22 protein-coding genes and 2 pseudogenes are annotated in these 23855 nt (G+C 69.8%); 17 read left to right on the forward strand and 7 right to left on the reverse strand.

Going from position 1 to position 23855, the window contains the following annotated elements; all coding sequences use genetic code 11:
• Positions 1 to 43: 43 nt before the first annotated feature.
• From ACTWQA_RS34705 to ACTWQA_RS34730, 6 genes are all read left to right on the forward strand, one after another.
• Complete coding sequence (locus ACTWQA_RS34705) at positions 44 to 1609, forward strand: pectate lyase family protein (protein WP_443163203.1); 1566 nt, start codon at positions 44 to 46, stop codon at positions 1607 to 1609.
• 10 nt (positions 1610 to 1619) lie between these two features.
• A complete protein-coding gene (locus ACTWQA_RS34710; protein ID WP_443163204.1) occupies positions 1620 to 2567 on the forward strand; it encodes a pectate lyase family protein in 948 nt (315 codons plus the stop codon).
• Between the two features lie 115 nt (positions 2568 to 2682).
• Positions 2683 to 3921: an FAD-dependent oxidoreductase gene (locus tag ACTWQA_RS34715; protein WP_443163205.1), complete on the forward strand. Its 1239-nt coding sequence runs from the start codon at positions 2683 to 2685 to the stop codon at positions 3919 to 3921.
• Between the two features lie 144 nt (positions 3922 to 4065).
• Entirely contained in the window at positions 4066 to 4398 is a 333-nt protein-coding gene (locus tag ACTWQA_RS34720) for a hypothetical protein (protein WP_443163206.1), read from the forward strand.
• Positions 4395 to 5108 (forward strand): hypothetical protein, encoded by a 714-nt coding sequence (locus ACTWQA_RS34725; protein WP_443163207.1) that lies wholly within the window; start codon positions 4395 to 4397, stop codon positions 5106 to 5108. The genes ACTWQA_RS34720 and ACTWQA_RS34725 overlap by 4 nt, the downstream gene beginning before the upstream one ends.
• Before the next feature lie 48 nt (positions 5109 to 5156).
• Positions 5157 to 5897, forward strand: coding sequence for a class I SAM-dependent DNA methyltransferase (locus ACTWQA_RS34730; protein WP_443163226.1), 741 nt, complete (start codon positions 5157 to 5159; stop codon positions 5895 to 5897).
• Between the two features lie 5 nt (positions 5898 to 5902).
• On the opposite strand, the gene ACTWQA_RS34735 is transcribed toward ACTWQA_RS34730, so the two are convergent.
• Complete coding sequence (locus ACTWQA_RS34735; RefSeq protein WP_443163208.1) at positions 5903 to 6286, reverse strand: nuclear transport factor 2 family protein; 384 nt, start codon at positions 6284 to 6286, stop codon at positions 5903 to 5905.
• A gap of 123 nt (positions 6287 to 6409) precedes the next feature.
• Here ACTWQA_RS34735 and ACTWQA_RS34740 point away from each other — a divergent pair, with 123 nt between their 5' ends.
• On the forward strand, positions 6410 to 7069 hold the full coding sequence (locus ACTWQA_RS34740; RefSeq protein ID WP_443163209.1) for a maleylpyruvate isomerase family mycothiol-dependent enzyme: 660 nt from the start codon (positions 6410 to 6412) through the stop codon (positions 7067 to 7069).
• Between the two features lie 153 nt (positions 7070 to 7222).
• Here the strand turns inward: ACTWQA_RS34740 and ACTWQA_RS34745 are convergent.
• Positions 7223 to 7561 (reverse strand): annotated as a pseudogene (locus ACTWQA_RS34745) (SGNH/GDSL hydrolase family protein); the annotation flags it as partial.
• 222 nt (positions 7562 to 7783) lie between these two features.
• On the opposite strand from ACTWQA_RS34745, the pseudogene ACTWQA_RS34750 reads away from it, so the two are divergent.
• The 3 genes and pseudogenes from ACTWQA_RS34750 to ACTWQA_RS34760 form a co-directional block, all read left to right on the forward strand.
• Positions 7784 to 7888: pseudogene (locus ACTWQA_RS34750) on the forward strand (TetR family transcriptional regulator); the annotation flags it as partial.
• A 143-nt stretch (positions 7889 to 8031) separates the two neighbouring features.
• Positions 8032 to 8325 carry a TetR/AcrR family transcriptional regulator C-terminal domain-containing protein gene (locus tag ACTWQA_RS34755; protein WP_443163210.1) on the forward strand — a complete coding sequence of 98 codons (294 nt, stop codon included), beginning with the start codon at positions 8032 to 8034 and terminating at the stop codon, positions 8323 to 8325.
• A gap of 95 nt (positions 8326 to 8420) precedes the next feature.
• Positions 8421 to 9182, forward strand: coding sequence for a DUF429 domain-containing protein (locus tag ACTWQA_RS34760; protein ID WP_443163211.1), 762 nt, complete (start codon positions 8421 to 8423; stop codon positions 9180 to 9182).
• 101 nt (positions 9183 to 9283) lie between these two features.
• Here the strand turns inward: ACTWQA_RS34760 and ACTWQA_RS34765 are convergent, their stop codons facing one another.
• From ACTWQA_RS34765 to ACTWQA_RS34780, 4 genes are all read right to left on the reverse strand, one after another.
• Positions 9284 to 9568: a hypothetical protein gene (locus ACTWQA_RS34765; protein WP_443163212.1), complete on the reverse strand. Its 285-nt coding sequence runs from the start codon at positions 9566 to 9568 to the stop codon at positions 9284 to 9286.
• A 155-nt stretch (positions 9569 to 9723) separates the two neighbouring features.
• Entirely contained in the window at positions 9724 to 11124 is a 1401-nt protein-coding gene (locus tag ACTWQA_RS34770) for a hypothetical protein (RefSeq protein ID WP_443163213.1), read from the reverse strand.
• Positions 11121 to 12980, reverse strand: coding sequence for a hypothetical protein (locus tag ACTWQA_RS34775; RefSeq protein ID WP_443163214.1), 1860 nt, complete (start codon positions 12978 to 12980; stop codon positions 11121 to 11123). The genes ACTWQA_RS34770 and ACTWQA_RS34775 overlap by 4 nt, the downstream gene beginning before the upstream one ends.
• 104 nt (positions 12981 to 13084) lie before the next feature.
• Positions 13085 to 13315 (reverse strand): hypothetical protein, encoded by a 231-nt coding sequence (locus tag ACTWQA_RS34780; protein WP_443163215.1) that lies wholly within the window; start codon positions 13313 to 13315, stop codon positions 13085 to 13087.
• A 269-nt stretch (positions 13316 to 13584) separates the two neighbouring features.
• Here ACTWQA_RS34780 and ACTWQA_RS34785 point away from each other — a divergent pair, with 269 nt between their 5' ends.
• From ACTWQA_RS34785 to ACTWQA_RS34800, 4 genes are all read left to right on the forward strand, one after another.
• Complete coding sequence (locus tag ACTWQA_RS34785) at positions 13585 to 16296, forward strand: SpoIIE family protein phosphatase (protein WP_443163216.1); 2712 nt, start codon at positions 13585 to 13587, stop codon at positions 16294 to 16296.
• A 342-nt stretch (positions 16297 to 16638) separates the two neighbouring features.
• Complete coding sequence (locus tag ACTWQA_RS34790) at positions 16639 to 17271, forward strand: hypothetical protein (protein WP_443163217.1); 633 nt, start codon at positions 16639 to 16641, stop codon at positions 17269 to 17271.
• Positions 17272 to 17294: 23 nt separating this feature from the next.
• A complete protein-coding gene (locus ACTWQA_RS34795; protein ID WP_443163218.1) occupies positions 17295 to 19340 on the forward strand; it encodes a sensor histidine kinase in 2046 nt (681 codons plus the stop codon).
• A complete protein-coding gene (locus ACTWQA_RS34800; protein WP_443163219.1) occupies positions 19337 to 19969 on the forward strand; it encodes a response regulator in 633 nt (210 codons plus the stop codon). The genes ACTWQA_RS34795 and ACTWQA_RS34800 overlap by 4 nt, the downstream gene beginning before the upstream one ends.
• A 43-nt stretch (positions 19970 to 20012) precedes the next feature.
• Here the strand turns inward: ACTWQA_RS34800 and ACTWQA_RS34805 are convergent, their stop codons facing one another.
• Entirely contained in the window at positions 20013 to 20474 is a 462-nt protein-coding gene (locus tag ACTWQA_RS34805) for an SgcJ/EcaC family oxidoreductase (protein WP_443163220.1), read from the reverse strand.
• Positions 20475 to 20566: 92 nt separating this feature from the next.
• Between ACTWQA_RS34805 and ACTWQA_RS34810 the strand changes: the two genes are divergently transcribed.
• From ACTWQA_RS34810 to ACTWQA_RS34820, 3 genes are all read left to right on the forward strand, one after another.
• A complete protein-coding gene (locus ACTWQA_RS34810; RefSeq protein WP_443163221.1) occupies positions 20567 to 21043 on the forward strand; it encodes a MarR family winged helix-turn-helix transcriptional regulator in 477 nt (158 codons plus the stop codon).
• An 87-nt stretch (positions 21044 to 21130) separates the two neighbouring features.
• Complete coding sequence (locus tag ACTWQA_RS34815; protein ID WP_443163222.1) at positions 21131 to 23578, forward strand: hypothetical protein; 2448 nt, start codon at positions 21131 to 21133, stop codon at positions 23576 to 23578.
• Between the two features lie 46 nt (positions 23579 to 23624).
• A partial coding sequence (locus ACTWQA_RS34820) for a hypothetical protein (protein WP_443163223.1) occupies positions 23625 to 23855 on the forward strand: 231 nt, incomplete at its 3' end.

Consider the following 23855-nt stretch of genomic DNA (forward strand, 5'->3'; position numbering starts at 1 on the left):
CTTCACGACCGGAGGCTCCACGGTGCGCAGAAGCAGACGATCAGTGCTCGCCGCGCTCGCGGCGGGCGTCGCCGCCGCGACGGCGGCGGCAACGGTGTTGCTGGGGGTGCCCAGCGCGTCCGCCGCCACGCTCTTCGGCGACGACTTCGAGGACGGTGACGCCACGGGCTGGTCGCGGTCCGGCGGCAGTTGGTCGGTGGTGACCGACGGCTCCAGGGTGTACCGGCAGTCCGGCACCAGCGCGGACGCCCGCGCGGTGGCCGGCGCCGGATGGGGCGACCAGGCGGTGCAGGCGCGGGTCAAGCCGATCGCGTTCAACGGCTCGGGCCGGCACGTCGCGGTGCTGGCCAAGGCGCAGAGCACCAGCACCTACTACTTCCTCGGCCTGAGCAACGCCGGAACGGTGGTCCTGGGCAAGCGGACCGGTGGCGCGCCGATCATGCTGGCCACGGCCATGGTGTCCGCCGGCGACTGGTACACCCTCCGCCTCGAGGCGTTCGGCACGACGTTACGCGGCTTCGTGAACAACGTGCAGGTCGCCACGGCGACGGACGCGTCGATCGGCTCGGGGCGGGCGGGCCTGGCCGGCTACTACGCCAGTGCCTCGTTCGACGACGTGCTGGTGACGGACATCGGCGGCCCGACCGACCCGCCGACCACCCCGACGTTGCCCCCACCCGGCACGTGCGACACCTCGGGCACGCCCACCGGGTTCGCCGCCGTCAACGCCTGGGGCCAGAACGGCACCACGGGCGGCGCGGGCGGCCCCACGGTCGAGGTGGACACGGCCGGCGAGCTGATCAGCGCGATCGGCCAGAGCGGGCCGCTGAACATCTGCGTCCGCGGGATGATCACAGTGCCGGCCGGCATGCACAATGTCGCCTCCGACAAGACGATCGTCGGCGTCGGCGCCGGGTCCGGCATCACCGGGGGCGGGTTCAACATCGGGCTGCCCGCGGACGACTCGATCACCTCGCCGCCGCCCGACGCCGTCCACAACGTCATCGTCCGCAACCTGGTCTTCAGGAACGCCACCGACGACTCGATCAATGTCCAGATGTTCAGCCATCACATCTGGATCGACCACAACGACCTGGCCGCCGGCTACGACGGGCTGGTCGACATCAAGCGCGGTTCGTCGTACGTCACCGTCTCGTGGAACCACGTGCACGACCACACCAAGACCATGCTGCTCGGCCACGACGACGACAACGACGCGCAGGACGTGGGCCGGTTGAAGGTTACCTATCACCACAACTGGTTCGACCGGACGCCGCAACGTAACCCGCGGGTGCGGTTCGGGGAGCCGGTGCACGTGTTCAACAACTACTACGTCTACAACACCGACGTCGGGGTGGCCTGCCAGGCGAACGCCGGCTGCGTGGTCGAAGGCAATTACTTCGAGCGGGTCGAAGAGCCGGTGAGCAACTCGTACGCGGGCCCCGCCGGTCGATGCGTCGCGCGCAACAACGTCTTCGTCGACGAGTCCGGCACGCCCGACTGCAGCGGCAGCGTGCAGGAGCCCAGCACCTACTACAGCTACACCCTGGACGATCCGAACACGGTGAAGGCGGCGGTCACCGCCGGCTCCGGGACCGGGAAGATCTGAGGAGGCCGCCATGCTGTTCCGATTCGCCGCGGCCGCCGCGCTGCTCGTCGCCCTCTTCCCGGCGCCGGCGAGCGCCGCGGACGGCCCGATCGGATTCGCCTCCGTGAACGCCCTCGGCCAGAACGGCACCACCGGCGGCGCCGGCGGCACCGAGGTCACCATCACCACCGGCGCCCAACTGCAGGACTACGCAGGCCGGGCGGGGGCGTACGTTCTCCGCATCCAGGGCCGTATCCAGATCAGCGACATGATCACGGTGGTCGCCAACAAGACCATCATCGGCGTCGGCGCGACCGCCGAGATCACCGGCGGCGGCCTCCAACTCGGCTCCACGACCCGCCCCGGCAACAACGTGATCATCCGCAACATCAGGTTCACCAACGCCGAGGACGACTCCATCAGCGTCACCAACAAGGCCCATCACGTGTGGATCGACCACAACGACCTGTCCGCCGGGTACGACGGCCTGCTGGACATCAAACGGGAGTCGGACTACGTCACCGTCTCCTGGAACAAGTTCCACCACCACAGCAAGGCGATGTTGCTCGGCCACTCCGACACCTATACGGCCGACATCGGCAAGCTGCGGGTCACCTACCACCACAACTTCTTCGACGGCACCGACCAGCGCCACCCGCGCGCCCGCTTCGGCGAGCCGGTCCACGTGTTCAACAACTACTACAGGAACAACTCCCTGTACGGCATCGCCTCCACCCAGAACGCCGGCGTGCTGGTGGAGGGCAACTACTTCGAGAACGTCGCCCACCCGATCCACGTCGGTTACGCGGAGAGCGATCCGGGCCGGGTGGTCGAACGGCGCAACCTCTACGTCAACTCGGGCGCACCGGAGACGGCGGGCAGCGTCGTCGAGCCCGGCACCTACTACTCCTACACGCTCGACGACCCGGCGATCGTCCCCGCGAAGGTCCAGGCCGGGGCGGGCGTCGGCAAGATCTAGAACGACGGCCGAGGGCGGCACGGCGCCGCCCTCGACCTTTTTCATTGCCTGTTGAATTCTTTCGGGTACGGGCGCATGCTAGTGGGCAGGGGGTCCGTGCACGAAAGGGACGGTCATGATGGCTGAAAGCACAGGTGTCCTGGTGTGTGGCGGCGGCCCGGCGGGCATGATGCTGGGCCTCCTGCTGGCCAGGGCAGGCATTGAGGTCACCGTGCTGGAGAAGCACGGCGACTTCCTGCGCGACTTCCGGGGTGACACCGTGCACCCCTCCACGGTCCGGCTCATGGACGAGCTCGGCCTCGGCGAGGCCTTCCGTGCTCTGCCGCAGAGCCGCCTGACCAGGGTGGCGTTCCCCGTCGCCGACGGGAGCATCGTCACCTTGGGAGACTTCGAGTCGCTGCCGGCGCCGTACAACTACATCGCGATGGTGCCCCAGTGGGATCTGCTCTCCTTCCTTGCCAAGGCGGCCGGCGAGGAGCCCGGCTTCGCCCTGCGCATGAACACGGCGGCGACCGGACTGCTGAGGGAGCGCGGCAAGGTCGTCGGGGTCAGCTATCGCACGGCGGACGGCCGGGAAGGGGAGATCCGCGCCGAGCTGACGGTCGCGTGCGACGGCAGGCACTCCACGCTGCGGCGGGACGCGGGTCTCGTGCCCAAGGAGTTTCACGTGCCCTTCGACGTCTGGTGGTTCCGCCTGCCCAGGTTCGAGCACGAGGCAGGCGTGCCAGCCGGCATCACGCCGGTCGCGCGGGGGGCGGAGGCGCTGATCGCCCTGACCCGCGAGGACTACTACCAGCTGGCGTACCTCACCGCCAAAGGCTCTGACGCGCGGCTGCGGGCCGAGGGCGTGGAGCGGTTCCGCGAGCGCATCGCCCACCTGCGGCCCGACTTCGCCGACCGGGTGGACCGGCTGGAGAGCATGGACGAGGTCTTCGTGCTCGACGTCAAGCTCAACCGGCTCAAGCGCTGGCACCTCGACGGGCTGCTGCTCATCGGCGACGCCGCGCACGCCATGTCGCCCGCCGGCGGGGTAGGCATCAATCTGGCCGTCCAGGACGCGGTGGCCGCCGCTGCCATCCTGGCCGCCCCCCTGCGCCGGCACGCGGTCACCCTCAAAGACCTGGCGGCCGTGCAACGGCGCAGGCACCTCCCGACCGTGATCATTCAGGGTCTGCAGCGGCTGGTGCAACGGGGCTTCTTCGAGGCGCAGTTCACGGGCAAACGGTCCGGGCCGCCGAAGTCCCTCCTCTTCCTCATTCGCGCGTTCCCGGGCTTCCGCAAGATTCCTCCCCGGATGGTCGGCTTCGGACCCCGTCCGGAACATGCGCCGGCCTTCGCCCGCAGGTCCGGCTGAGCTGAACGGCTCAGGATCGGTCCTGCTCCCCAGGGCGGACGAGGCCGCTCTCGTACGCGAAGACGACCGCCTGGACACGAGTGCTCAGGTTGAGCTTCCGGCCCGGAGCGCGGCCGCAAGGGTTGCTGGCTCACGGTGTTCGGCGTGCTGGCCACCGCGCTGGGCCTCCTGAACGTGTCCGGCGCGGTACGGGACGACTGGTGGCGAATGGTCACCGGGCAGCAACTCCCTCTCGACGCCGCGGTGCGGATCTCCGACACCGTGGACGGGTCGGCGTTCATGCCCCTGTGGAGCGGGACCGAGATCTTCGCCTTCCTCGGCCTGCTCGCGCTGAGCGCCGGACTCGGCCGGGCGGGGGTCGTGGGCTGGTGGCTGGGGTGGCCGGCGTGCGCATCTTCCAGCGCGCCAGCGCCGCCGCGTGACCCACCCGCTCCTCTAGGCGCATGGTTCAGCTGTGCGGCAGTCTTGGGTGAGTGATGTCGTTCAAGGACGAGCAGATCGTGAGGCTGGCCGAGTCCGGATGGGCTCGATGCCCGTCGGTGGCCGAAGCGGTGGCGCGGGCCGGGCTGCCGGCGGTGACGCCGGGCTACCTGGCGACGGCCTTCCCCAGCGAGCTGTGGGACGCCGCTGAGGAGGTGGTGCTCGCGCTGCGCGAGCACTTCGCCTCGGCGCGCTTCGCCGACGAGACGACGTACGGAATCCTGCTGGTGCCGGACCCGGGCAAGCTGGACACCCGGCGGCCGATGACCGCCGACGTCCGAGCGGACCAACTCGGCACGCCCGTGGATGACGTGTTCGACGACCGGCTACCCGCAGGAGTCCTCGGCGTACGGAAGGGCGCGCCGTGGACCATGGTGGCCACCGTGACCGGCGTCTACGGGCCCTCCCTGGGCAGCCACCAGCACATCGTGGCCGGTCCGGCGGCGGCTTTCACGGTCGCCGGCGTCGACACCAGGGCACTGATGATCCGTCAGCTGTGGGGAGCCAGGGTCCTGCAAGGCGGCCGCGACCTGCCGGACTGCGAATCCAACCCAAGGTGGACGTTCACCCTGTTCCCCGGCGAAGGTCTCACCGATGGCCTGGCCGAGTCCGGCACCGTGCTGAAGGGCAAGGTACGTTTCCGGCTCGGCAAGCCGGACCGCGGCATCGGGTCCGCACGCGTGGCCCCCGCCATCGCCGTCGTCTGACCGAAAACCGTTGGACAACGCGTGCACCTCACGACCATCGTGGGCGGCATGCGTCAGGAGGAGATCTGGGACAGCGAGGTCGCCCAGAGCTATGACACGCCGGGGACCGGCATGTTCGCGCCCGAGGTCCTGGAGCCGACCGTGGATCGTCTCGCCGAGCTCGCGGGCGACGGACGGGCGCTCGAGTTCGCCATCGGGACCGGTCGCGTGGCCGTGCCGCTCGCCGGGCGAGGAGTGCCGGTAACCGGCATCGAGCTGTCATCTCCGATGATCGACCAACTGCGCACGAAGGTGGACGAAGCGACCATCCCAGTGATCGCCGGTGACATGGCGACCGCCGTCGCCCCGGGGGAATACTCGCTCGTCTACCTCGTCTTCAACACGATCTCCAACCTGCTCACCCAGGCCGAGCGGGTCGCGTGCTTCCGCAACGCCGCCCGCCATCTCACGCCCGGCGGGCGGTTCGTGATCGAGCTCTGGGTTCCTGAGCTGCGTAAACTCCCGCCAGGACAGCAGGCCACGGTCTGGCATTCCGAGCCCGGCTACATCGGTTTGGACACCTACGACGTTCTGCGCCAGCACGTGGTCTCGCACCACTTCAGGTTCGACGAGAGCCGGCAGGCTCGGCTTACCCGCAGCCCGCACCGCTACATCTGGCCGGCCGAGCTGGACCTCATGGCTCAGCTGGCCGGGTTCGAGCTGGAGAGCAGGCATGCCGACTGGGCCGGAGCCGAGTTCACCGCCGACTCGCGGTCCCACGTGTCCGTCTACCGCCTTCCGCAGGACTGAAGGTCTTACCAGCGCTCCACAAGGTGCTCACGACCAGGCGGCGGATCATACGGCTCCGGCCAGTAATCAATGATCCGGCTGATCAAGCCCTGGCCGGAGAGCTCGAACCACACGCACGCATCCTGGTGCTCGGCGCCGACGCGCGCGTCGACCCACGCCGCAGCATGGCCGCCATCGGCGACGACGCGCCGAAGCTGAAGGTGCCAATCGCCGGGATATTCCCTGTTGAACTGGAGGTAGGCCGCCTTCCCGCGGATCCGTTCGCGGCTCTGCGGCATCTCGTAGACCACGTCCTCGGCGAACAGCGCGCCGAAGCCTTCCCAATCACGCCGCTCGACGCGCTCAAAGTAGGCGTGCACGGCGCTTCGGGTTCTCGATGTCTCGTCCACGCGCCGGACCCTATAACCGAGCACCGACAGTTGATCTCGCTCGCGAGCGACGATTCTGCCCCATGAGGGCCGTCCTACCGGTGAACGATCGATCGTGTGGACCTTGCCGGGAGGAACCCTGCCATGACGGCCCCGAAATCACCCCTGAGTCGCCGCACCGACCTCTGGCCGCTGGTCCACGCCGAGCGCGCGGCCTTGGCGGCCGACCTCGCTGATCTGACCGAAGAGCACTGGACGACGCCCTCCCTGTGTACGGGGCTGACGGTGCGCGAGGTGCTCGCCCACCTCACCGCCGGAGCGCGGCTCAACGGTGTGCGGTGGCTGGCGGGCGTCATCCGCTGCCGGTTCGACTTCGACAAACAGGTGGCCATGCGGCTGGCCGAGCAGCTCGGCACGTCCCCGGCCGACACACTCGACAGGTTCCGCCAGGTCATCACCAGCACCACCAAGCCGCCCCTGCCGACCATGGCGATGCTGGGCGAGACGATCGTGCACGGCGAGGACATCCGCCGGCCGCTGGGCATCCGCCGCACCTATCCGATCGAGACGCTCACCCTGGTGGCCGACTACTACAGCCGCTCCGACATGGTGGTCATCGCCAAGGGCCGCATCCAGGGGCTCCACCTCGTCGCGAACGATGGGCCCTTCAGCACCGGCTCCGGCCCGCTCGTCACCGGCAGCACGCTGGCGCTGACGATGGCGATGACGGGGCGCACGGCATACTGCGGCGAACTTGCCGGCCCTGGCGTCACAACCCTGCGGGACCGCTGCGGAACCACATGACCACGCCGGGTCCGGATCGAGGTCCGATTCGGCGGATCTGGACCCGGCGTTCCCTGATCGAGCCGCTATCCCGCGGTGGAGCTCAGCCTGGGCGATGTGGTCCCAGGTGCGGCTGAGCAGATAGTGCTGGGCCGCGACGTCCTTGATCGCTGCGTTGTAGGCGGCGTGCCGCTGGTTGATCTCGGTGTTGAGGTCCTTACCCAGGGGCGGAAGGGACATGAGCGCGATCCGGGCGGTGGTACGGGCTTGGACACGATCGACGATCGCGCGGAGGTCGTCCTGGTACTGCGCCGGCGGGACGCCATTGCGGACGTCGTTCGCGCCGATCAGGATCGTGACCGCGGTGGGGCGGCACGCGACGATGTCGGTCTCGACCCGCTGCAGCAGGTCGGCGGCGGTGTTGCCGTTAATGCCCGCGTTGACGACATCCATGTCCCGGTGCCGGGCGTGCAGGGTGGCCACCCAGTCGGCGCCGAGGGTGCCCTGGGTCATGCTGGCGCCGGCGGCGACCACCCGGGCACGCCTGCCTGACTCCCCGGTGCAGGCCTCGGCCGGCGGGTTGCCGGCTGACCGGAGGAAGGTCAAGTGGACGACGGTGTAGGCCAGGCCGAGCACGGCGGCCACGAGCAGGCACAGGCCGGTGAGGATAGGTCTCTTCACGGTCACCGACCTGCGGACGGCTGGCCCACGAGGCGCCGTCCGGTGCCGCCCGTCATGGCCGAGCGTGGCCTGGCCAATGTGACCACACGCCAGATCGAAGGGGCCGCCGGATTCACCGAGGCGGCCCTGTACAGGCACTTCGCCAACAAGGCCGACCTGCTCGTGGCCGTGATGAGGGAACGCTCGCCCGGCTTCTCCCAGCTTGCGCAGGCGCTGAGCGGCAAGGCAGGCACGGGGACCCTGGCGGACAACCCGATCGCTGTGGCGCGGGCGCCATCGGCTTCCACCACGACGGTTTCCCCATGCTGGCCTCGGTGTTCGCCGATTCGGACACCATCGCCGCACACAGGGACGAGCTACGGCACCAGGGCGCCGGTCCGCACAAGGCCAACGAAGCGGTGGCCGCGTACCTGCGCGCCGAGCAGGACCTCGGGCGGCTGCGACCGGAGGCCGACGTCGAGGCCGCCACGGGGCTGCTGCTCGGCGCCTGCTTCCGGCACGCCTTCCTCGGCCACATGTCGCCGCCGGGGCGGCGAGACGACGACAAGGCGGCTGCGGCCTTCGCCCGTACCCTCCCGGAGTCACTCGCCATCTGAGGAGGTGAGGCTGATGTCCTCCGCGGAGTTCCTGGTGCGCGTCTCTGATCCCGCTCCTTCGAGCGGCGGCGAATCAGGCCTCCTATGGTGGGGGCATGGTGACGGTCGGGATCGATCTCGCCGCGGAGGCGGTGCGGACCGCGGTGGCATGGCTCGACTGGTCGGTCGGCCGCGCCCGGCTCGTCCGGGTGGAGGTCGGGGCGGACGACGCCCTGATCGTTGACGCAGTGATGGGTGCCGGCAAGGCGGGGATCGACTGCCCGTTCGGCTGGCCCGACAGGTTCGTCGACTTCGTCACCGCCCACCGCGCTGGGCACGTCCACGTGCCGGAAGGGCTGGTGGGCCGGGCGTGGCGGCGGGATCTGGCGTTGCGGGTCACCGACCAGGTGGTGCACGAGCAGACCGGGCTGACGCCGTTGAGCGTGTCGGCGGACCGCATCGGCCACGCCACCATGCGGTGTGCGGCTGTGCTGGCCGAGCTGGCGCGGCGGGGCCGGCCGGTGGATCGGCGAGGTGGTGGGGAAGTCGTGGAGGTGTATCCGGCGGCCTGCCTGAAGCGGTGGGGATTGCCCTATCGGGGATACAAGCGCACCGCCAACCTCACCGAGTTGGGCCGGCTCGTGGATCAGCTGCTGGAGCTGGCGCCGTGGCTGGATCTGGGCGGGCACGAGGCGATCTGCCGGTCTTCGGACCACGCCGCCGACGCCGTGGTGTCCGCCCTGGCCGCGCGCGCATCGGCGCTCGGTCTTGTTACGGTGCCGACGGCAGAGCAGGCTGGCGCGGCGGCCACGGAGGGCTGGATCGCCCTACCCACCACGCCCTTGAACCGCCTTGCCAACGCTGACCAATGGACCTGACCCGCCTCCTGACCGAGCAGGAGGCGGGTACGCAATTCTGTTTCATTCGGCTCCGACAAACATTCGGAGAGAATCGCAAAGATTGCGGGAACAGGTCCGGTTCAATCGGAATCTGATGTACTGTCGCGGACAATCGCATCGCCGATCACGGCGTCGAACTTGATCTTCGACTCGAATGCCTCCTCGACCCATTTGATCAGGTCCTGCTCTGAGCTGGAGCTGGGCGACAGCCCCCCAGCCTCGAACGACTCCTTGGATTTCGTCTCGGATGTCGTATTCTCGGCGGTCGGGTCCTCATAGGGCTGAGCCATGGCGGCGGTCGGCGCCGCGACCGACACCAGCGCCGCCGAGACGGCTATGAGGCCCGCGCGTGTGAGCTTTTCCATTGTCACCTTTCCCTTCGAAATAGCAGATGACGTGAGCGACCATACCCAGCTGCCTTTTGAGGAATTAGGCGACGCGCCTACCTATAAGATCTTTATACGGAAAGAAGCGCACACTTTGGACACGGGCGTGGACCTGAACCGAATCGAGCCCTGGCTCAACAGGGCGGCCGGTCGTCGGGCACTCTGCCGTTCAGCGCAGCCTCCAGCGCGCCGACGGAGGAGAAGAACGCCTCCTCCGTCACCCTGTTCTCCCAGACGCCGCGAGCGCAGCGGCGGAAGATCTCGCTGAACTGGGCATAGTAGGGCGACTTCGGTCGCGGGTGGGCCAGTCCGATGGACTTCCTGGTCTCCGAGGCCAGCGTGGCAAGCTCGGGCAGGCTCGCGCTGGTGATGTCCGTGCCGGCCTGGCGCGAGCACGCGGGCCCACGGCCGGCCTCGTACCCCTCGTACACCTCGGTCAGGACGGGGCTGTATCCGCCGCAGGCGAACAGCCGGGCCTGCACCTCCTGGCTGGTGAGCCGGTCGATCAGCCGCTGGGCCGCGCGCAGCTTGTCCGGCTTGATGTGCTGGGAGACGGCCAGCACAGAACCGCCGAGCACGCCGCCCTCCGCCGTAGGCGCGCGTACGTCGAACAACAGCCTCATGTCCGATCCGCGCATGCGCGGGTCGGACGCCAGCTGATGGAACGCGATCGGCCAGTTGCGCATGTAGGACACCGGCTGCTCGCCGATCCTGCCCTCCTTGAAGGCCACGACGCTGCGATCCTCGTCCATCTGGAGCGATTCGCGCAGCACGGCGACGCTCTCATCCGTACTGGACAACACGTGCTTGGACGGCTTCAGCGCCTCCCAGGTGTCGTCGCGGTCGTCGTCGAGGGCCACCGTGGTCCTGTCGTCGCCGTCGAGCACCTTTCCGCCGCCAAGCTCGATCATCTCCAGGAAGTTGATCGTGCCCATCTCGTTGTCGTCCAGTTGCAGCAGGTAGCCGCCGGATTGCCGGTCCAGCCGGCGGTACTCCAGCGGCGCGTCGGCGGCGAACGGAACGCCGTACTGCTCCCCGTCGATCTGCCCGGCCTCCAGCGGGCCGGTCAGGAAGCGGTCTCCCTCATCGCTCAGCTCGATCGGCTGGATGTAACCATGCCTGGCGAACTCGGTCACCCACGCCACGTCGAGCACGAGCACGTCGTACTCGCAGCTGCCGGCCTGGGCCAGTGCCGCCATCTGGGCGCGCCGCACGTCGGTGCTGCCGGAGATCTCCAGCAGCTTGGCCGGCGGGTCTCCGGCAGGCTTGTCCTTGTTGTTCCACTCGTCGAAGATTTCGCGCCGTACGCTGCCCGTGCTGACGTCGTCGCCCGTGGCGACGACCAGCTCGCCGTCGTGGCCGCCGCATTCCTCCTGAGGCGTCGAGGGCACAGGGGGAGGGCTGAGCGCGGCCGACGGCGGGGCCGGCTGCGGCGGTCCGTCCGCGCCGCGGGACTGCCACAGCAGGAGCAGCAGCATCAGCGCGGCCCCGCAGACGAGCGCCAAGAGGCCGTGCTTCCTCAGCGGCGCGGTCATCGCCACCCCCGTACCGTGATGATCGCCCGGGTGATCGCCTGTTGCGCGCCGGCGCCCGCCGTCACGCACTGGTACGGCTTCCGCGTGCCCGGCAACGTGGTCACGGCGCACCGATCCTGCCCGAAGACGACCACGTACAGGCCCGAGACAGTGGCGGCGTCCTCGAGCGCCCCGGCGATCACCGTAGCCGCCTGGCTGCCGCCCTCGTTGTCGAACAGGCGGCCGTCGGTCAGCAGCACCACGGGCGCGGGCACCGCCTCGTCGCCCGCGCCGAGCTGGGCGAGCCCGGCCGAGGCGGGGGCATCCCACTTGTCGAACGGAGTGTGCTCGATCTTCGCGGCCACGGTGCCGAGGTGCTCAGGACCGCTCCTGGGGGCGATGCCGGTCACCTCGGCAGGCCCGTTCCTGCTCTGCGCGTGCAGGCCGAACACCTGGAGGCGATCGCGCGGCCCGAGCATTCTGCTGTTGGCGCGCAGCGCCTCGGCGGCCTGGACACGTACGGGACGATCCGCCGATCCCGAGGTGTCGACGATCAGCCGCAGGTCGAGCTGCGGGCGCAGCTGGTCCAACAGCCGCTTTTTCACCTCCTTGAGCTCGTCTTCGTCGACCGTGCCCTTGGCGGGCACTGGCGCGTTGGGGTAGAGCGGGTGTTTCCCCAGCCAGGCGCCGAAGTGGTCGACCAGCGTCTCTCGTTCGGCCGAGCGCTGGCCGTGCCAGGTCACCTTGACGTACTGATAGTCGAGCTTGCTCAGGTCGTGATGACGCACCGCGATGAGGTGCGTGCTCGCGCCCGTGCCCGCGCAGCCGTCGACGCGGCCGGCGTTGAAGTCCTCCACGCTGTGTCCCGGCACGAGCAGCGCGATCTTGGGGTCGCCCCGCTGCTGCCGGGACTCGTCGGCGAGCTCGCCGAACTCGCACAACAGCGAGGTGACCGTGTCCGCACCGAGCCCGTCCTCCACGAGCTCCTGCTCCGCCTGAGCGTAGTCGGCCTCGTCCAGGTTGCGGCCGCCGAACACGTTGCTGGTGCCGATCATCGCGGCCATGGAGGTCTCCGGGAAGGGACGCGCGATCGTCATGCCCATCTTCTTGGTCACGATGTCCCAGACCTTGTCGAACGGGTACTGGGCCGGATCGTCCATGTGTTTGCCCAGTTCCTCGCGCCGCTGCTCGGTCATCGCCAGGACGAGCTGATCCTGTCCCACGCGTACCTCCGACGCGCTGTCGCCCAGCGACTTGAGCCCGCCCGTCCTGAGCTCCTCCACCTCGGCCGGCGAGGTAGCGACCCACGCGTCGGGCTGCAGGGCGTACAGCCGGGCGTACGGCTGGTCGCGGCGGTCCTCCCGCCACTCCCACCCGTTGTTGAAGGCGTCGGCGAGGTGGACGGGCGGCGGCGCGACCGCCACGGTCCACCGGATCGACGGGCAGCCCTCGATCCGGTTCTCCCGCATGTACTGCTGCGTGCGCATGGTGAGCTCGGTGACGTTCTCCGGTGCGGTGACCAGCCGGAGTTCGGCCGACGCCGGGCACTGGTCGTCCGCGGTGAGCGCGTGGAACACCAGCCAGCCCCCGGTGGCCAATCCCGCCCCGGCCAACACCAGCAGGCCCAACCGGATCTGCTTCGCATACCTCTCGTAGATGCCGCGTAACGCCGGAACGTACAGCAGGGCCGCGATGGCGATCCCGAAGCCCACGGGCAGCCACAACTGCATGTAGAGGGGCAGCGTGCGGAACAGGTTGATCCACGGCAGGAGCACCACGCCCACGATGGCGGTGGCCAGGGCGCTGATCAGCGCCTCCTTCACCGAGGTGCGGATGTTCCTCGGCCCGGGTCCCTTGTTGTGATCGGGATCGCTCATGTGAAGGGCTGCCCCCATATGATCGGGATCACATTGAGCTTAATTCCCTTCACAGACGGGTGCGGCTGTTAATCGATAGGTCCGTATCGTCCGCTACTGGTTCGTCACCGGTCACAACCAGCCGCGGGACTCGGCGACGCGGACGGCCTCGGTGCGTACGGGCGCGCTCCTCCTGCCAGAGAGCGCGGCATCCTGCAGCAACGCCCCGACCTCACCCCGTTGGGCCCCAGCACGGCGACCGTCTGCCCTTGTGCTACGTCCAGGTCCACGCCGTCGAGCGCGATGGTGGTGCCGTAGCGCTTGCTGACGGCCTTGAGTTCCAGCGCGATTTCCATGCATCCAGGCTGGCTGAGGGGCGGCGGCTGTAGTGCCGTGCGTCAGCGTGCCCGATGTGACGAATGTCAGATGTGTTCCCCAGGGGACGGTATGGCGTCCGGCGCGATGAAGTGTGTGTTCGGGTAGTTGTACTCTGTACATATCCCCCTATACATGCAGATTCCTCCCGGATTAAGTGCCGCAGACGCGTCCCAGAGCCCGGGCTCCGCAGGATCGCACCTGCCCCTGACGGAGACCCCGGTGACGTGCTGAAGGGATGGAGATGGGGATGGGCGAACGGCGTGCGCCAGGTCTGCGGATCAGGCGGCCGGACCAGGTTTCCGAGAAGCGGAAACGGTTCCTGGCGGTGGCCGGTGACGAGCTGCGGGGGATCGAGCTCCTGCGGTTCGCGATCCAGCAGGCGGTGGCCGATCTTGCCGGGCTGGGCGGCATGGTGCATCTCGGCAGCCCCGGCTACGGCGGCGGACTGCGCCTGGTGGTGTCCAGCGGGCTACCCCCGGCCTTTACCCAAGAATGGGAGCGCCTTGACGGAAACGGCCCGCTCGCCCCGGCCCGCGCGTTCCGGGACAGTACGTTCGTGCGGGTGCCCATGGCGAACCTCGATGGGATGCCCGACCGTGACGCGTCGGCGGGCGGACGCCCGGACAGGGCCGAAGCCGCGGTAAGCACGGCGATGGCGGCCGTCCCGCTGCTCCGCCCCGGCGGGCCGGTCGGCACGCTGTCGGTCGTGACCCTCTCCTCGCGCAGCCCGTCGGCCGGGCAACGAGCCTTCCTCGACACGCTGGGCCGATGGGCCGGCGAACGCCTGAACAGGTCCACCACACCTCCGCCCGGTCTGACCCTCACGGGGTGGCAGGACCCGCCCACCGGCGCGGATCTCCAGCCGGACCTGCAGGCGGTCGGCACCTGGGATTGGGACATTTGGACGGGCGATGTCATCTGGAACGACGAGATGTTCACCGTGCTCGGCGTCGATCCGGATGGCTTCGATGGCCGCATCGATACCTGGACGGGCGCCATCCACCCCGAGGATCTGCCGTGGGTGCTGTCCGACATCGACGAGGCGATCCGTACGGGGAGAATGCACAGCACCGAATATCGGGTGTGCCGCCCGGACGGGACGACCGGCTGGGTACGGGTCCGCGGCCAATTGGTGCTCGATGAGAACGGCGAACCGGCACGCATGGCCGGCACCCTGTGGGACGTCACCAAGATCCATGAGACCCTGGAGCTGGTCACCGAACCGCAGACTCATGACGCCGAGCGCGCTTCCGCGGAGCGGGCCTCCCACATCAGGCAGTTGACCAGAGCGCTGGCCGAGGCGGTCACCGTTCGCGACGTCGTGGACGCCGCCGCCAATCACATCCTGCCGTTGTTCGGCGCCACCGGACTGATGCTCGCCTTCCTAGAGGGCGACCACCTGCGGCCGGTCGGGTTCGCCGGGTTTCCGAAGGAGTTCATCGACCAGGTGGCCCGAATGCCGGCCTCCTGGGGGCTGCCGATCACGGGGGTTCTGCGGGAGCGTACGCCGCTGTTCATCACCTCGGTCGAGGAGTACATCGAGAGTTACCCCACGACGGCCGGCCTTCTGGCGTCGGGGGGCAAGCAAGCGTGGGCCTTCCTGCCGCTGATCGCCTCCGGACGCCCCGTGGGCAGCTGCGTCGTCTCCTTCACCGATCCGCGCCAGTTCACCGACGAGGAGCGCAACCTGCTCACCGCGCTCAGCGGGCTGGTCGCCCAGGCCATGGAGCGCGCCCGCCTGTACGACAGGGAGCACACCCGCGCCAAGGAACTGCAACGCGGCCTGCTCCCGCGCGAACTGCCCGACCTGCCCGCGGTCACCTCCGCAGCCCGCTACCTGCCCGCCGGCGCGGAAATGGAGGTGGGTGGCGACTGGTACGACGTGATCCCGCTGTCGGCGAACCGGGTCGCCATCGTCATCGGCGACGTCATGGGGCACGGCGTGTCCGAGGCCGTCACCATGGGCCGCCTGCGCACCGCGGTCCGCACCCTTGCCGACCTGGAGCTGTCTCCCGACGAACTGCTCGCCCACCTCAACGACCTGGTCAGCGACCTCGGCGACGACTTCTACGCCACCTGCCTGTACCTGGTCTACGACCCCACCAACCGGTCCTGTGTCCTGGCCCGCGCCGGCCATCCCCCGCCTGCCGTGGTGCATCCCGACGGCAGCGTGCACTTCCCCGACGCCGACCCGAACTCGCCCCTCGGCGCCGCCACCCCGCCCTTCGACACCGTGGAAATGGACCTGCCCGACGGCAGTCTGCTGGTGCTGTACACCGACGGCCTGGTCGAGTCGTCCTCCCTCGACATCGACCAGGGCATGGCCAGCCTCTCCAGGGCGCTCAGCAGCACGATCTCAAGAGGTCTGTACGGGCGCCGGGATCACTCCGCCGCGCCGGACGCGACGGGGGCCGAGTACCTCGAATCCCTGTGCGACACTCTCATCGCTACCTTGCTGCCCGTCAGGCGGGGGACCGCCGACGACGCCGCCCTTCTGGTCGTCCGTACCCACGCGCTGTCGGGCGACGACATGGCCTCCTGGCCGCTGCCCGATCACCCCAAGGCCGCGGGCGAGGCCCGCGAGCACGTCCGGACCCAGCTCGGCACGTGGCATCTGGACGACCTCTCGATGACCACCGAACTCCTGGCCAGCGAACTGGTCGGCAACGTCATCCGCCACGCCAAGGGCCCCATCAACCTGCGCCTGCTCCGCAGCAACGTGCTCACCTGCGAGGTCTCCGACGGTAGCCAGACCACCCCCCGCATCCGCCGCGCCGCCGAAACCGACGAGGGCGGACGCGGGCTCCAACTGGTCTCCGCGATCGCTCATCGCTGGGGCACCCGCTTCACCGCCACCGGCAAATGCATCTGGACCGAACAACCTCTCACGTGCCCATCGCCTGACCTGCTCCCCGAAGGGGCCGGCCTGGACCTGTTCGACCTGCTGGACGATGAGTGAGCGGCTGGTCTGGCCGGACCTCATCCCCGTCGTCAGTGTGATCGTGGCTCTGGTGGGCCTTCACCAGTCGTCGCGGTAGTCCCCGAAGCCAAGAGGAGCCGCCGCCCCCGCTCGCGTGGCCGTGCGATTGTCCCTCCCGAGGAGGGACACCGGACCCTCACGGCAGGGACAGCCCGCGATGGATTCTCGTTGCCGACACCCGGTGCGACCAGCGCCGGCGAGAGGGAAGAGAATCCGATGCCCCGCACCACACTCCCCACATCGACACTGTCCACGTCGACTCGGCCTGGCCACGATGAGCCCACCGCCCATACGGTCCCGGTTTCCCGGCGGCTCGCAGTCGTGGGCCTCGTCGGGGGAGCGCTCCTCAATGGCGCCGAGTCCATCGGGATGCGGCTGCTGCTGCCCGCACAGCCTGCGACAGGCGCGGAGAAGTTGCAGGCGATCGCCGACTCGGGCGTGACCTACCCGGTGCTCGTCATGCTCGGCACGCTCGCGATTCCGTTCATGTGCATCGGCTTCCTGGCCCTGGCCCACCTGCTGGGGCAGCGCGCGCCGCGCACCGGTCGCGTCGCCATCGCGTTGCTGCTCACCGGCATGTTCGGCTTCTTCGGCATGCACGTGATGTCCTTGGTGCAGGTGCCGCTGAGCCAGAGCACGGACCTGGTGCGGGCGGGCGCCCTGCTCGATGGGGTCGAGGCGCATCCGCTCCTGGGCCTGACGTTCCTGGCACCCTTCCTGGTCGGCACCGCGCTCGGCCTGCTGGTGTTGATCGTCGGTCTGCTGCTCACCAGGTCCGTACCCCGGTGGGTCGCGCTCACCATGCTGGTGTTCCTGGTCGTGGACTTCGGCCTCCGCAACGCCGGTCCCGTCGACGCGCACTGGTTGTGGATCGCGGCCTGCATCGGCGCCGCACGTTCGATCCTGGTGACGTTCGCCCGCCCGTCGGTCGTCAACGGCCGAACCGGTCAGTAGGGCGCTCCTATACTTGCCACGCTATGCAGGACGAATACCGGGCGGTGCCGGCGGTGGCCCGGCTGGTCTCGGCGCTGGCCGTGGCCGCGGCCCTCGCCGCGGTCGCGTTGCCGGTGCTGACCGGTGCCGATTACCTGGAACGGCTGATGGGCACGCCGGAAGCGGTCCTGGCGCCGGCCTATGCCGCCGCCGGCGCCTGGCTGGCCGGGCACGAGCGGGCGCGGCGGATCGGCTTGCTCCTGGTCACGATCAGCGCGTTCGCCGGATGCTATGTCCTTTCTCTGTCGTTCACGGCTTGGAGCGACGCGGCCGGTCTGGACACGCGGCTTCTGGGACTGGACCCGCGGCCGCTGGCCGGCGCCGCGGCGTGGTTGACGACCTGGTGCTGGATCCCGCCGCTCGGCCTGGTCGCGGTGCTCCTGCCCCTGCTGCTGCCAGAGGGCCGGCCGCTGGCCGGGTGGTGGTCGCGACTGCCGAGGGTCGCCGCCGGGCTCGTCATCGGGGCAACGGTGGTGGCCGCGGTGACACCCCGAGAGCTGGGGTTTGCGTCGGTCCCGGAGAACCCGCTGGGCATCGAGGCGATCGAGCCCGTCGTGCTTCCCGTGGGGCTGGCGCTGCTGGGCGGCTGCGTCGCGTTGATGCTGCTCGGCCTGGCTTCCCTGGTGGTGCGATTCCGGCGCGCCGATGGGGTGGAGCGACGGCAGATCGCATGGATCGGGTACGGCGTCGCGGCCACCGTCGTCGCCACCGCGGTGGCACCGTGGTGGGTGCGTGCGCTCGCCGTCCTGTTGATCCCTTCCTGCATCGTCGTCGCCGCGCTCCGCTATCGGCTCTACGACATCGACGTGCTGGTCAACCGCACCCTCGTGGCCGGAGTGCTGCTGTCCGGGGCGGCTCTGGTCTACGCCGCGGTCGTCGGCTGGGCCGGGAGCGTTCTGGGCGAGACGAGCCGAGCCACGGCCTTCACGGCGGCGTTCACGATCGCACTGCTTTTCCATCCGGCTCGGGTCCGGGTCCAGCGCGCCATCGACCGGCTGCTGTACGGCGATCGGGCCGACCCGCATGTCCTGTTTCTCCGGGTGGATGCCGCGGTCCGCGGCGCGGGTTCACCCCGGCAGGCCCTGCGTGATGCCGCCACCGCCGTCGCCCTTGGGCTCCGGTTGCGTGGCGTCGCGGTGAGCGTACGGATGCCTGACGGGCCTGACGTCGAGACCTCTACCGGGCACCTCGACCTCCGCTTCGCCGGCTCCTTCCCTCTCGAGCTGCACGGTGAGACCGTGGGAGTCCTGCACGCGATGCCCCGTACCGGCTCGACGATTCTGGACCCGCAGGACCGAGTGGTGCTCGCCGCCCTGACAGGCCCCCTGGCCAGCACCGCGCAGGCGGTGCGCTTGACCCACCACCTCGAACGCAGCCGCGACCGGCTGGTGACCACTCGGGAGGAGGAGCGCCGGCGGCTGCGCCGGGACCTCCACGACGGCCTTGGACCGCAGCTGGCCGCGATCGCGATGACCGTCGACACGGCGGGCAGCGTGCTCGGCCGCGGCGACACCGGCAGGACCGCGCGCCTGATCGGCGCGGCGGCCGACCAGACGGCCGAGGCTATCGCGGACGTACGCCGCCTGGTCCGTGGGCTCCGCCCTCCGGCACTCGACGAGCTCGGCTTGGTCGGCGCGCTGACCTCGGGGCTGGCCGCCGCCGCCACTGTCGATACCGATGAGGTACCGTCGATCACCGTGCACGCCGAACTCGGCTCGTCCCTGGAGCTGCCTGCCGCCGTCGAGGTCGCGGCCTACCGGATCGTTCAGGAAGCGGTCAGCAACGCGCTGCGACATGGTGGCCCTCGGCAGGTCACCGTCACCCTCAGGGAGGCGGGCGACGACCTCGCGGTCTCGGTGACCGACGACGGGACCGGCTTCGACCCCGCCGTGAACCGGGCAGGCGTCGGGATGGCCAGCATGCGGGAACGGGCCGCCGAGCTCGGCGGGACCGTGCGGCTCGACAGCGCTCCCGGCAAGGGAACGACCGTCGCCGCCCTGCTCCCCCTCCACCCAGGGGACCGCTCATGACAACCGCCGTGCTCGTCGACGATCACCCGGTGTTCAGAAAAGGGCTGGCCGTGCTGCTCGAAGAGCTGAACGTGACCGTCGTCGCGGAAGCCCCGGATGGCGAGGCGGGCGTACAGGAGGCACTGCGGCACCGGCCGGACGTCGTCCTCATGGACATCCAGATGCCCGGCATCGACGGGGTCACCGCGACCCGGCGGATCTTCGAGGAGTGGCCCGACGCCCGGGTGTTGATGCTGACGATGGTCGCCGACGACGAGGCGGTGTTCGCGGCCATCCAGGCCGGCGCCCTCGGCTATCTGCTCAAGGGAGCCGGAAGCGCGGAAATCGGCCGCGCCCTCACGGCGGTGGCGGCAGGCGAGGCCGTCTACGGCCCGCACGTCGCGCGACGGCTGAAGGCGTTCTTCAACGCCGGCGGCGGCGTGGTGGCCAAGCCGTTCCCCGAGCTGTCGGATGGGGAGCGTGAGGTGCTGAGGCTGGTCGCGGCCGGGTTGGGCAACCAGGTCATCGCCCAGCGGCTGCACCTGTCAGACAAGACCGTCCGTAATCGGGTGAGCAGCATCTTCGCCAAGCTCGATGTGGCCAACCGGGCCGAGGTGATTGTCAAGGCACGCCAGGGCGGACTGACCTGAGCCGTCAGGAAGCAGGTTCAGCGGGCTGGCGGCAGGCGGTGGTTCAGGCGTGGGTGGCGGCGGGCTTGCTGGCCGGCTGGAACGCGAAGGAGATGGCCTCCATGACGGCCTGGTGCTTGGTGTTCTGGAAGGCGGCGATCTTCCAGTCGCCGCCGGGCCGGCGGAGCAGGGTGTAGGTCTGGATCTTGTGCAGCTTGCCGGGCTTGCCGGGCTTGCCCTTGTAGGTGTCGCCGCGGGTGATGACCAGGGCGGTGTCGGGGCCGGTGAAGCGGATGCTGAGGGTCTGACTGGCCAGGTTGGTGCCCTTGAGGAAACTGTCGAACAGCGCTTGGTGGGCGTCTCCGATCTCCTGTGCGCCGATGTAGAGAGTGCCGACATAGGTGATGTAGGTGGCGTCGGCGGTGAACTGTGCGCCGTAGGCGGCGCCGTCGCCGCGGTTCCAGGCGGTGGCAAGACGGTCGAGCACGGCGGTGATGGCGTGGGTGTCAGCGGTGTGAGCGTTCATGGGTGATGCCCTCTCGTGATAACTTCTTAGGAGAAGTTAATGCCTTGAAGATTTCTCTTCTCTAAGGAAGAGATTAGGAGGGAGGCCGGTACGTGTCAACACCCGAGAAGGCAGCAGCGGTCTATCGGCGATATCTCAGCGCCGTGATGTTGCACGGCCACGCCGGCGCCAAGGCCGTCGACCTGGGCGCGACCGACCTGTATGCGCTGAACATCCTGACGCTGACGGGGGCCCTGACCCCTGGCGAGCTCGGCCGCCGTACGGGCCTGACCACCGGCCCCACCACACGGCTGATCGACCGCCTTGAGCAGGCCGGATACGTCCGCCGCGTCCCCGACCCCGGCGACCGCCGCAAGGTCATCGTCGAGCCGGTCGCCGCTCCATCGGGCCTGGACGAGGCCCTGGCCCCGGCCCGCGAGAAAATCGGCGCGATCATCCAGGACTACACCCCCGAGCAGCGCGCCGTACTGTTCGACTACTTCGCCCGCGCCGCCACCGCCTACCAGGAAGCCACCAACGAACTCCGCGACCACGAAGCCATACCCCGACCAGCAGCGGGAGGCCACTAACGCGCGACGCCTGACGCTCCGCAGGCAGAGGCTGCGATCGGGTGGCACACTGGGCGACATCACCTGTTCTGGGCGAGCGGAGGCCGGATGGCTCTGCAGGACGAGCGGCCGCCTGCCGCGCCAGGGCTCACGCACCCCCTCATCAACGGCAAACTGCTGGTCCCGCCAGTCCGGCCGGGCACCGTCGGCAGGGGCAGGCTGACCACGCTGCTCGACGACCACTCCCAGCGCCTGGCCGTCGTGGTCGCGCCCGCGGGATGGGGGAAGACCACCCTGCTCGCCGACTGGGCCCGGCGAATCGCCCCCGCAGGCGGCACCACCGTCGCATGGCTCACGCTGGACGACTCCGACGATGAGCCGCACCGGTTCTGGACCTACCTGATTTCGGCCCTGCGGACGGTGAGCCCGGCGCTGGGCGGCGCGGGGCTGGGTGGCGCGGCGCTGGACGATGCGGGGCTGGGCGGTGCCGGGCTGGGCGGCGCGGCGCTGAAGGCCTTACGGGTGACCGAGATCGACCCGCTCGAGGTGGCCGTGCCCACCCTGCTCAACGACCTTGAAGCGATGACCGGGCGGCACGCCCTCGTGCTCGACGACTACCACGTGCTCCGTGACCGGCGGATCCACGAGGCCGTCGAGTTCTTTCTCAGCTACCTGCCGCCCTCCCTTCGCCTGCTCGTCGCCTCCCGGCTGGACCCGGCGCTGCCGCTGGCCCGGCTCAGGGCCGGCGGAGAGCTGGCCGAGATCCGCGCGGCAGGGCTGCGCTTCACCGGCGACGAGGCCACCGGCCTGGTCAGCGGGGTGGCAGGCGACGCTCTCGACACCGATGGCGTCGCCGCCCTGGTCCACAGGACCGAAGGCTGGGCGGCCGGGATCAAGCTGATGGCGCTGGCGATCCGGGCCGCCCTGAGCCCTCCGGCCAACGCGGACCCGCTCGGCGGCGACGCGCGGCACGTCATCGACTATCTCACCAGCGAGGTGCTCGACGGCCTGCGCGCCGGCCAGCGCGACTTCCTGCTCCGCACATCCGTGCTCGATCAGCTGTGCGGGCCGCTGTGTGACACCGTTCTGGAACGTGCCGACTCCCAACTGGCGCTGGCCGAATTGGAACGGGCCGATCTGTTCCTCGTCGCGCTGGACTCCCAGCGGTTCTGGTACCGCTATCACCGGCTGTTCCGCGAAGCTCTCCGGCGCGAGCTGGCCACAGTGACTCCCGAGGCCGGGCCGCAGCTCCTGAGCCGGGCCGCCCGGTGGCATGCCGACGCCGGAGACCGGGAGCAGGCGATCCGCTACCTGATCGCGGCCGGTGACCAGCACGGCGCGGCGGAGCTGCTGGCCGCCGCCGACGACGACTTCCTTGCCCGCGGCGCGATCGGCGCCTACCTGCGGCTCGGTGACAGCCTCGACGCACAGGCCGTACGGGCCAATCCGAGGCTGGGCATCTCGCTCGCGTCGGCCGCGGGCTTGACCGGCCGCCTCCACCGCGTGGCCCCGCTGCTCGACACCGCCGAGGCTGCCATGACCGCCGGCACCGCCCCTCCAGCCGGATGGCGGTCGGGGCAGGCGGCGGCGATGACGCTGCGAGCCGTGTACGCCCAGGACGGCTGGACTCCAGAGGAACTGCTCGCCATGGCCCGCCGTTCCGTCGACCTGGAGGTGGACCCCGGGATCCCCGGGTGGGTGATCTCTCGGATCGCTCTCGGAAGCGTGCTGTCCGGCACAGGGCACCACGATGACGCGGCGCGGGTGCTGGCGCAGGCGGTGGAACGGGCCGCGGTGGCCGGCCTGCCCGCGTTCATCCGGCTCCAGGCCACCGGCCTGCTCGCCATCGCCTTGTCGAACGGAGGCGATACCGAGCACGTACGCGTGCTGTTGCGAGGCGTGCTTCCCGAGGTCGCGGCGATCGAGGCCGAGCTCGGGGAGGCCGCCGCGCCGGCGGTGGTCTTCCTGCGGCTGGCCGAGGGCGTCGTCGCCCATCGCGACGGGCAGCTGATCCGGGCGCGGGAGCTGCTGCGCCACGCCGTGGACCTGGCCCAGATCACCGGTCACCCCACCCAGGTCGTACGGGCCCTGGTCACTCTGGCCGAGCTGGAACTGGCCTGCGGGGACCGCCGGGCGGCGTCGGCCGCTCTGTCCGAGGCCGACGAGGTGGCGCGGAGCGGGCCGGTGTTCCCCGCGGCGGCCGCCGCCCTCACCGAGACGCGCCTGCGGGTCGGGCGGAGCACAACGGCCATGACCAGCCGGGCCGGCAGGCCGGCGGAACCGCTCACCGACCGGGAGCACTCCATCCTGCGTGCTCTGTGCGGTCCGCTGAGCCAGCGGGAGATCGGCGCGGAGCCCTACCTGTCGATGAACACGGTGAAGGGCTACAGCAAGAGCGTCTGCGATTCTCTGTATTTACCTGAGGATTTCGGGCGGGCGTGGCCGTGGCGGGCCGTCTGCGTACTGTCCCAGGGGGAGTACGGGGGTGGCCGCGACGCGGTGGAAGCCGGTCCGGTGGTGAGGATCGCGTACAAGCCCTGCACGCCCCGCGGGTGAGCGGGTCATCTGGGGTGCTTGGCCCGCCGGACGCTGTCCATTCCCGATGGGGAGTGGGGCGGGCACCGTGCGCCGGTCGGGCACACGGCTGGAGGTCATCACATCGTTCGCCGCGTTCTTCGAGGTGCGGGTGGGTCGTTTGGGGGTGGGCCGGTTCTTTGATCTGTCCCGGGCGGCTGGTCGGGGGTGCAGGTCGGTTCGGGTGCGGCGGGCGCGGCGGGCGGCCCGGGTCGCCTTGCGGGGGCGGCGGGCGCGGGCCACGTTGCCCTCCACCACC

It is taken from the genome of Nonomuraea sp. 10N515B (assembly GCF_052245915.1).
Classification (GTDB): domain Bacteria; phylum Actinomycetota; class Actinomycetes; order Streptosporangiales; family Streptosporangiaceae; genus Nonomuraea.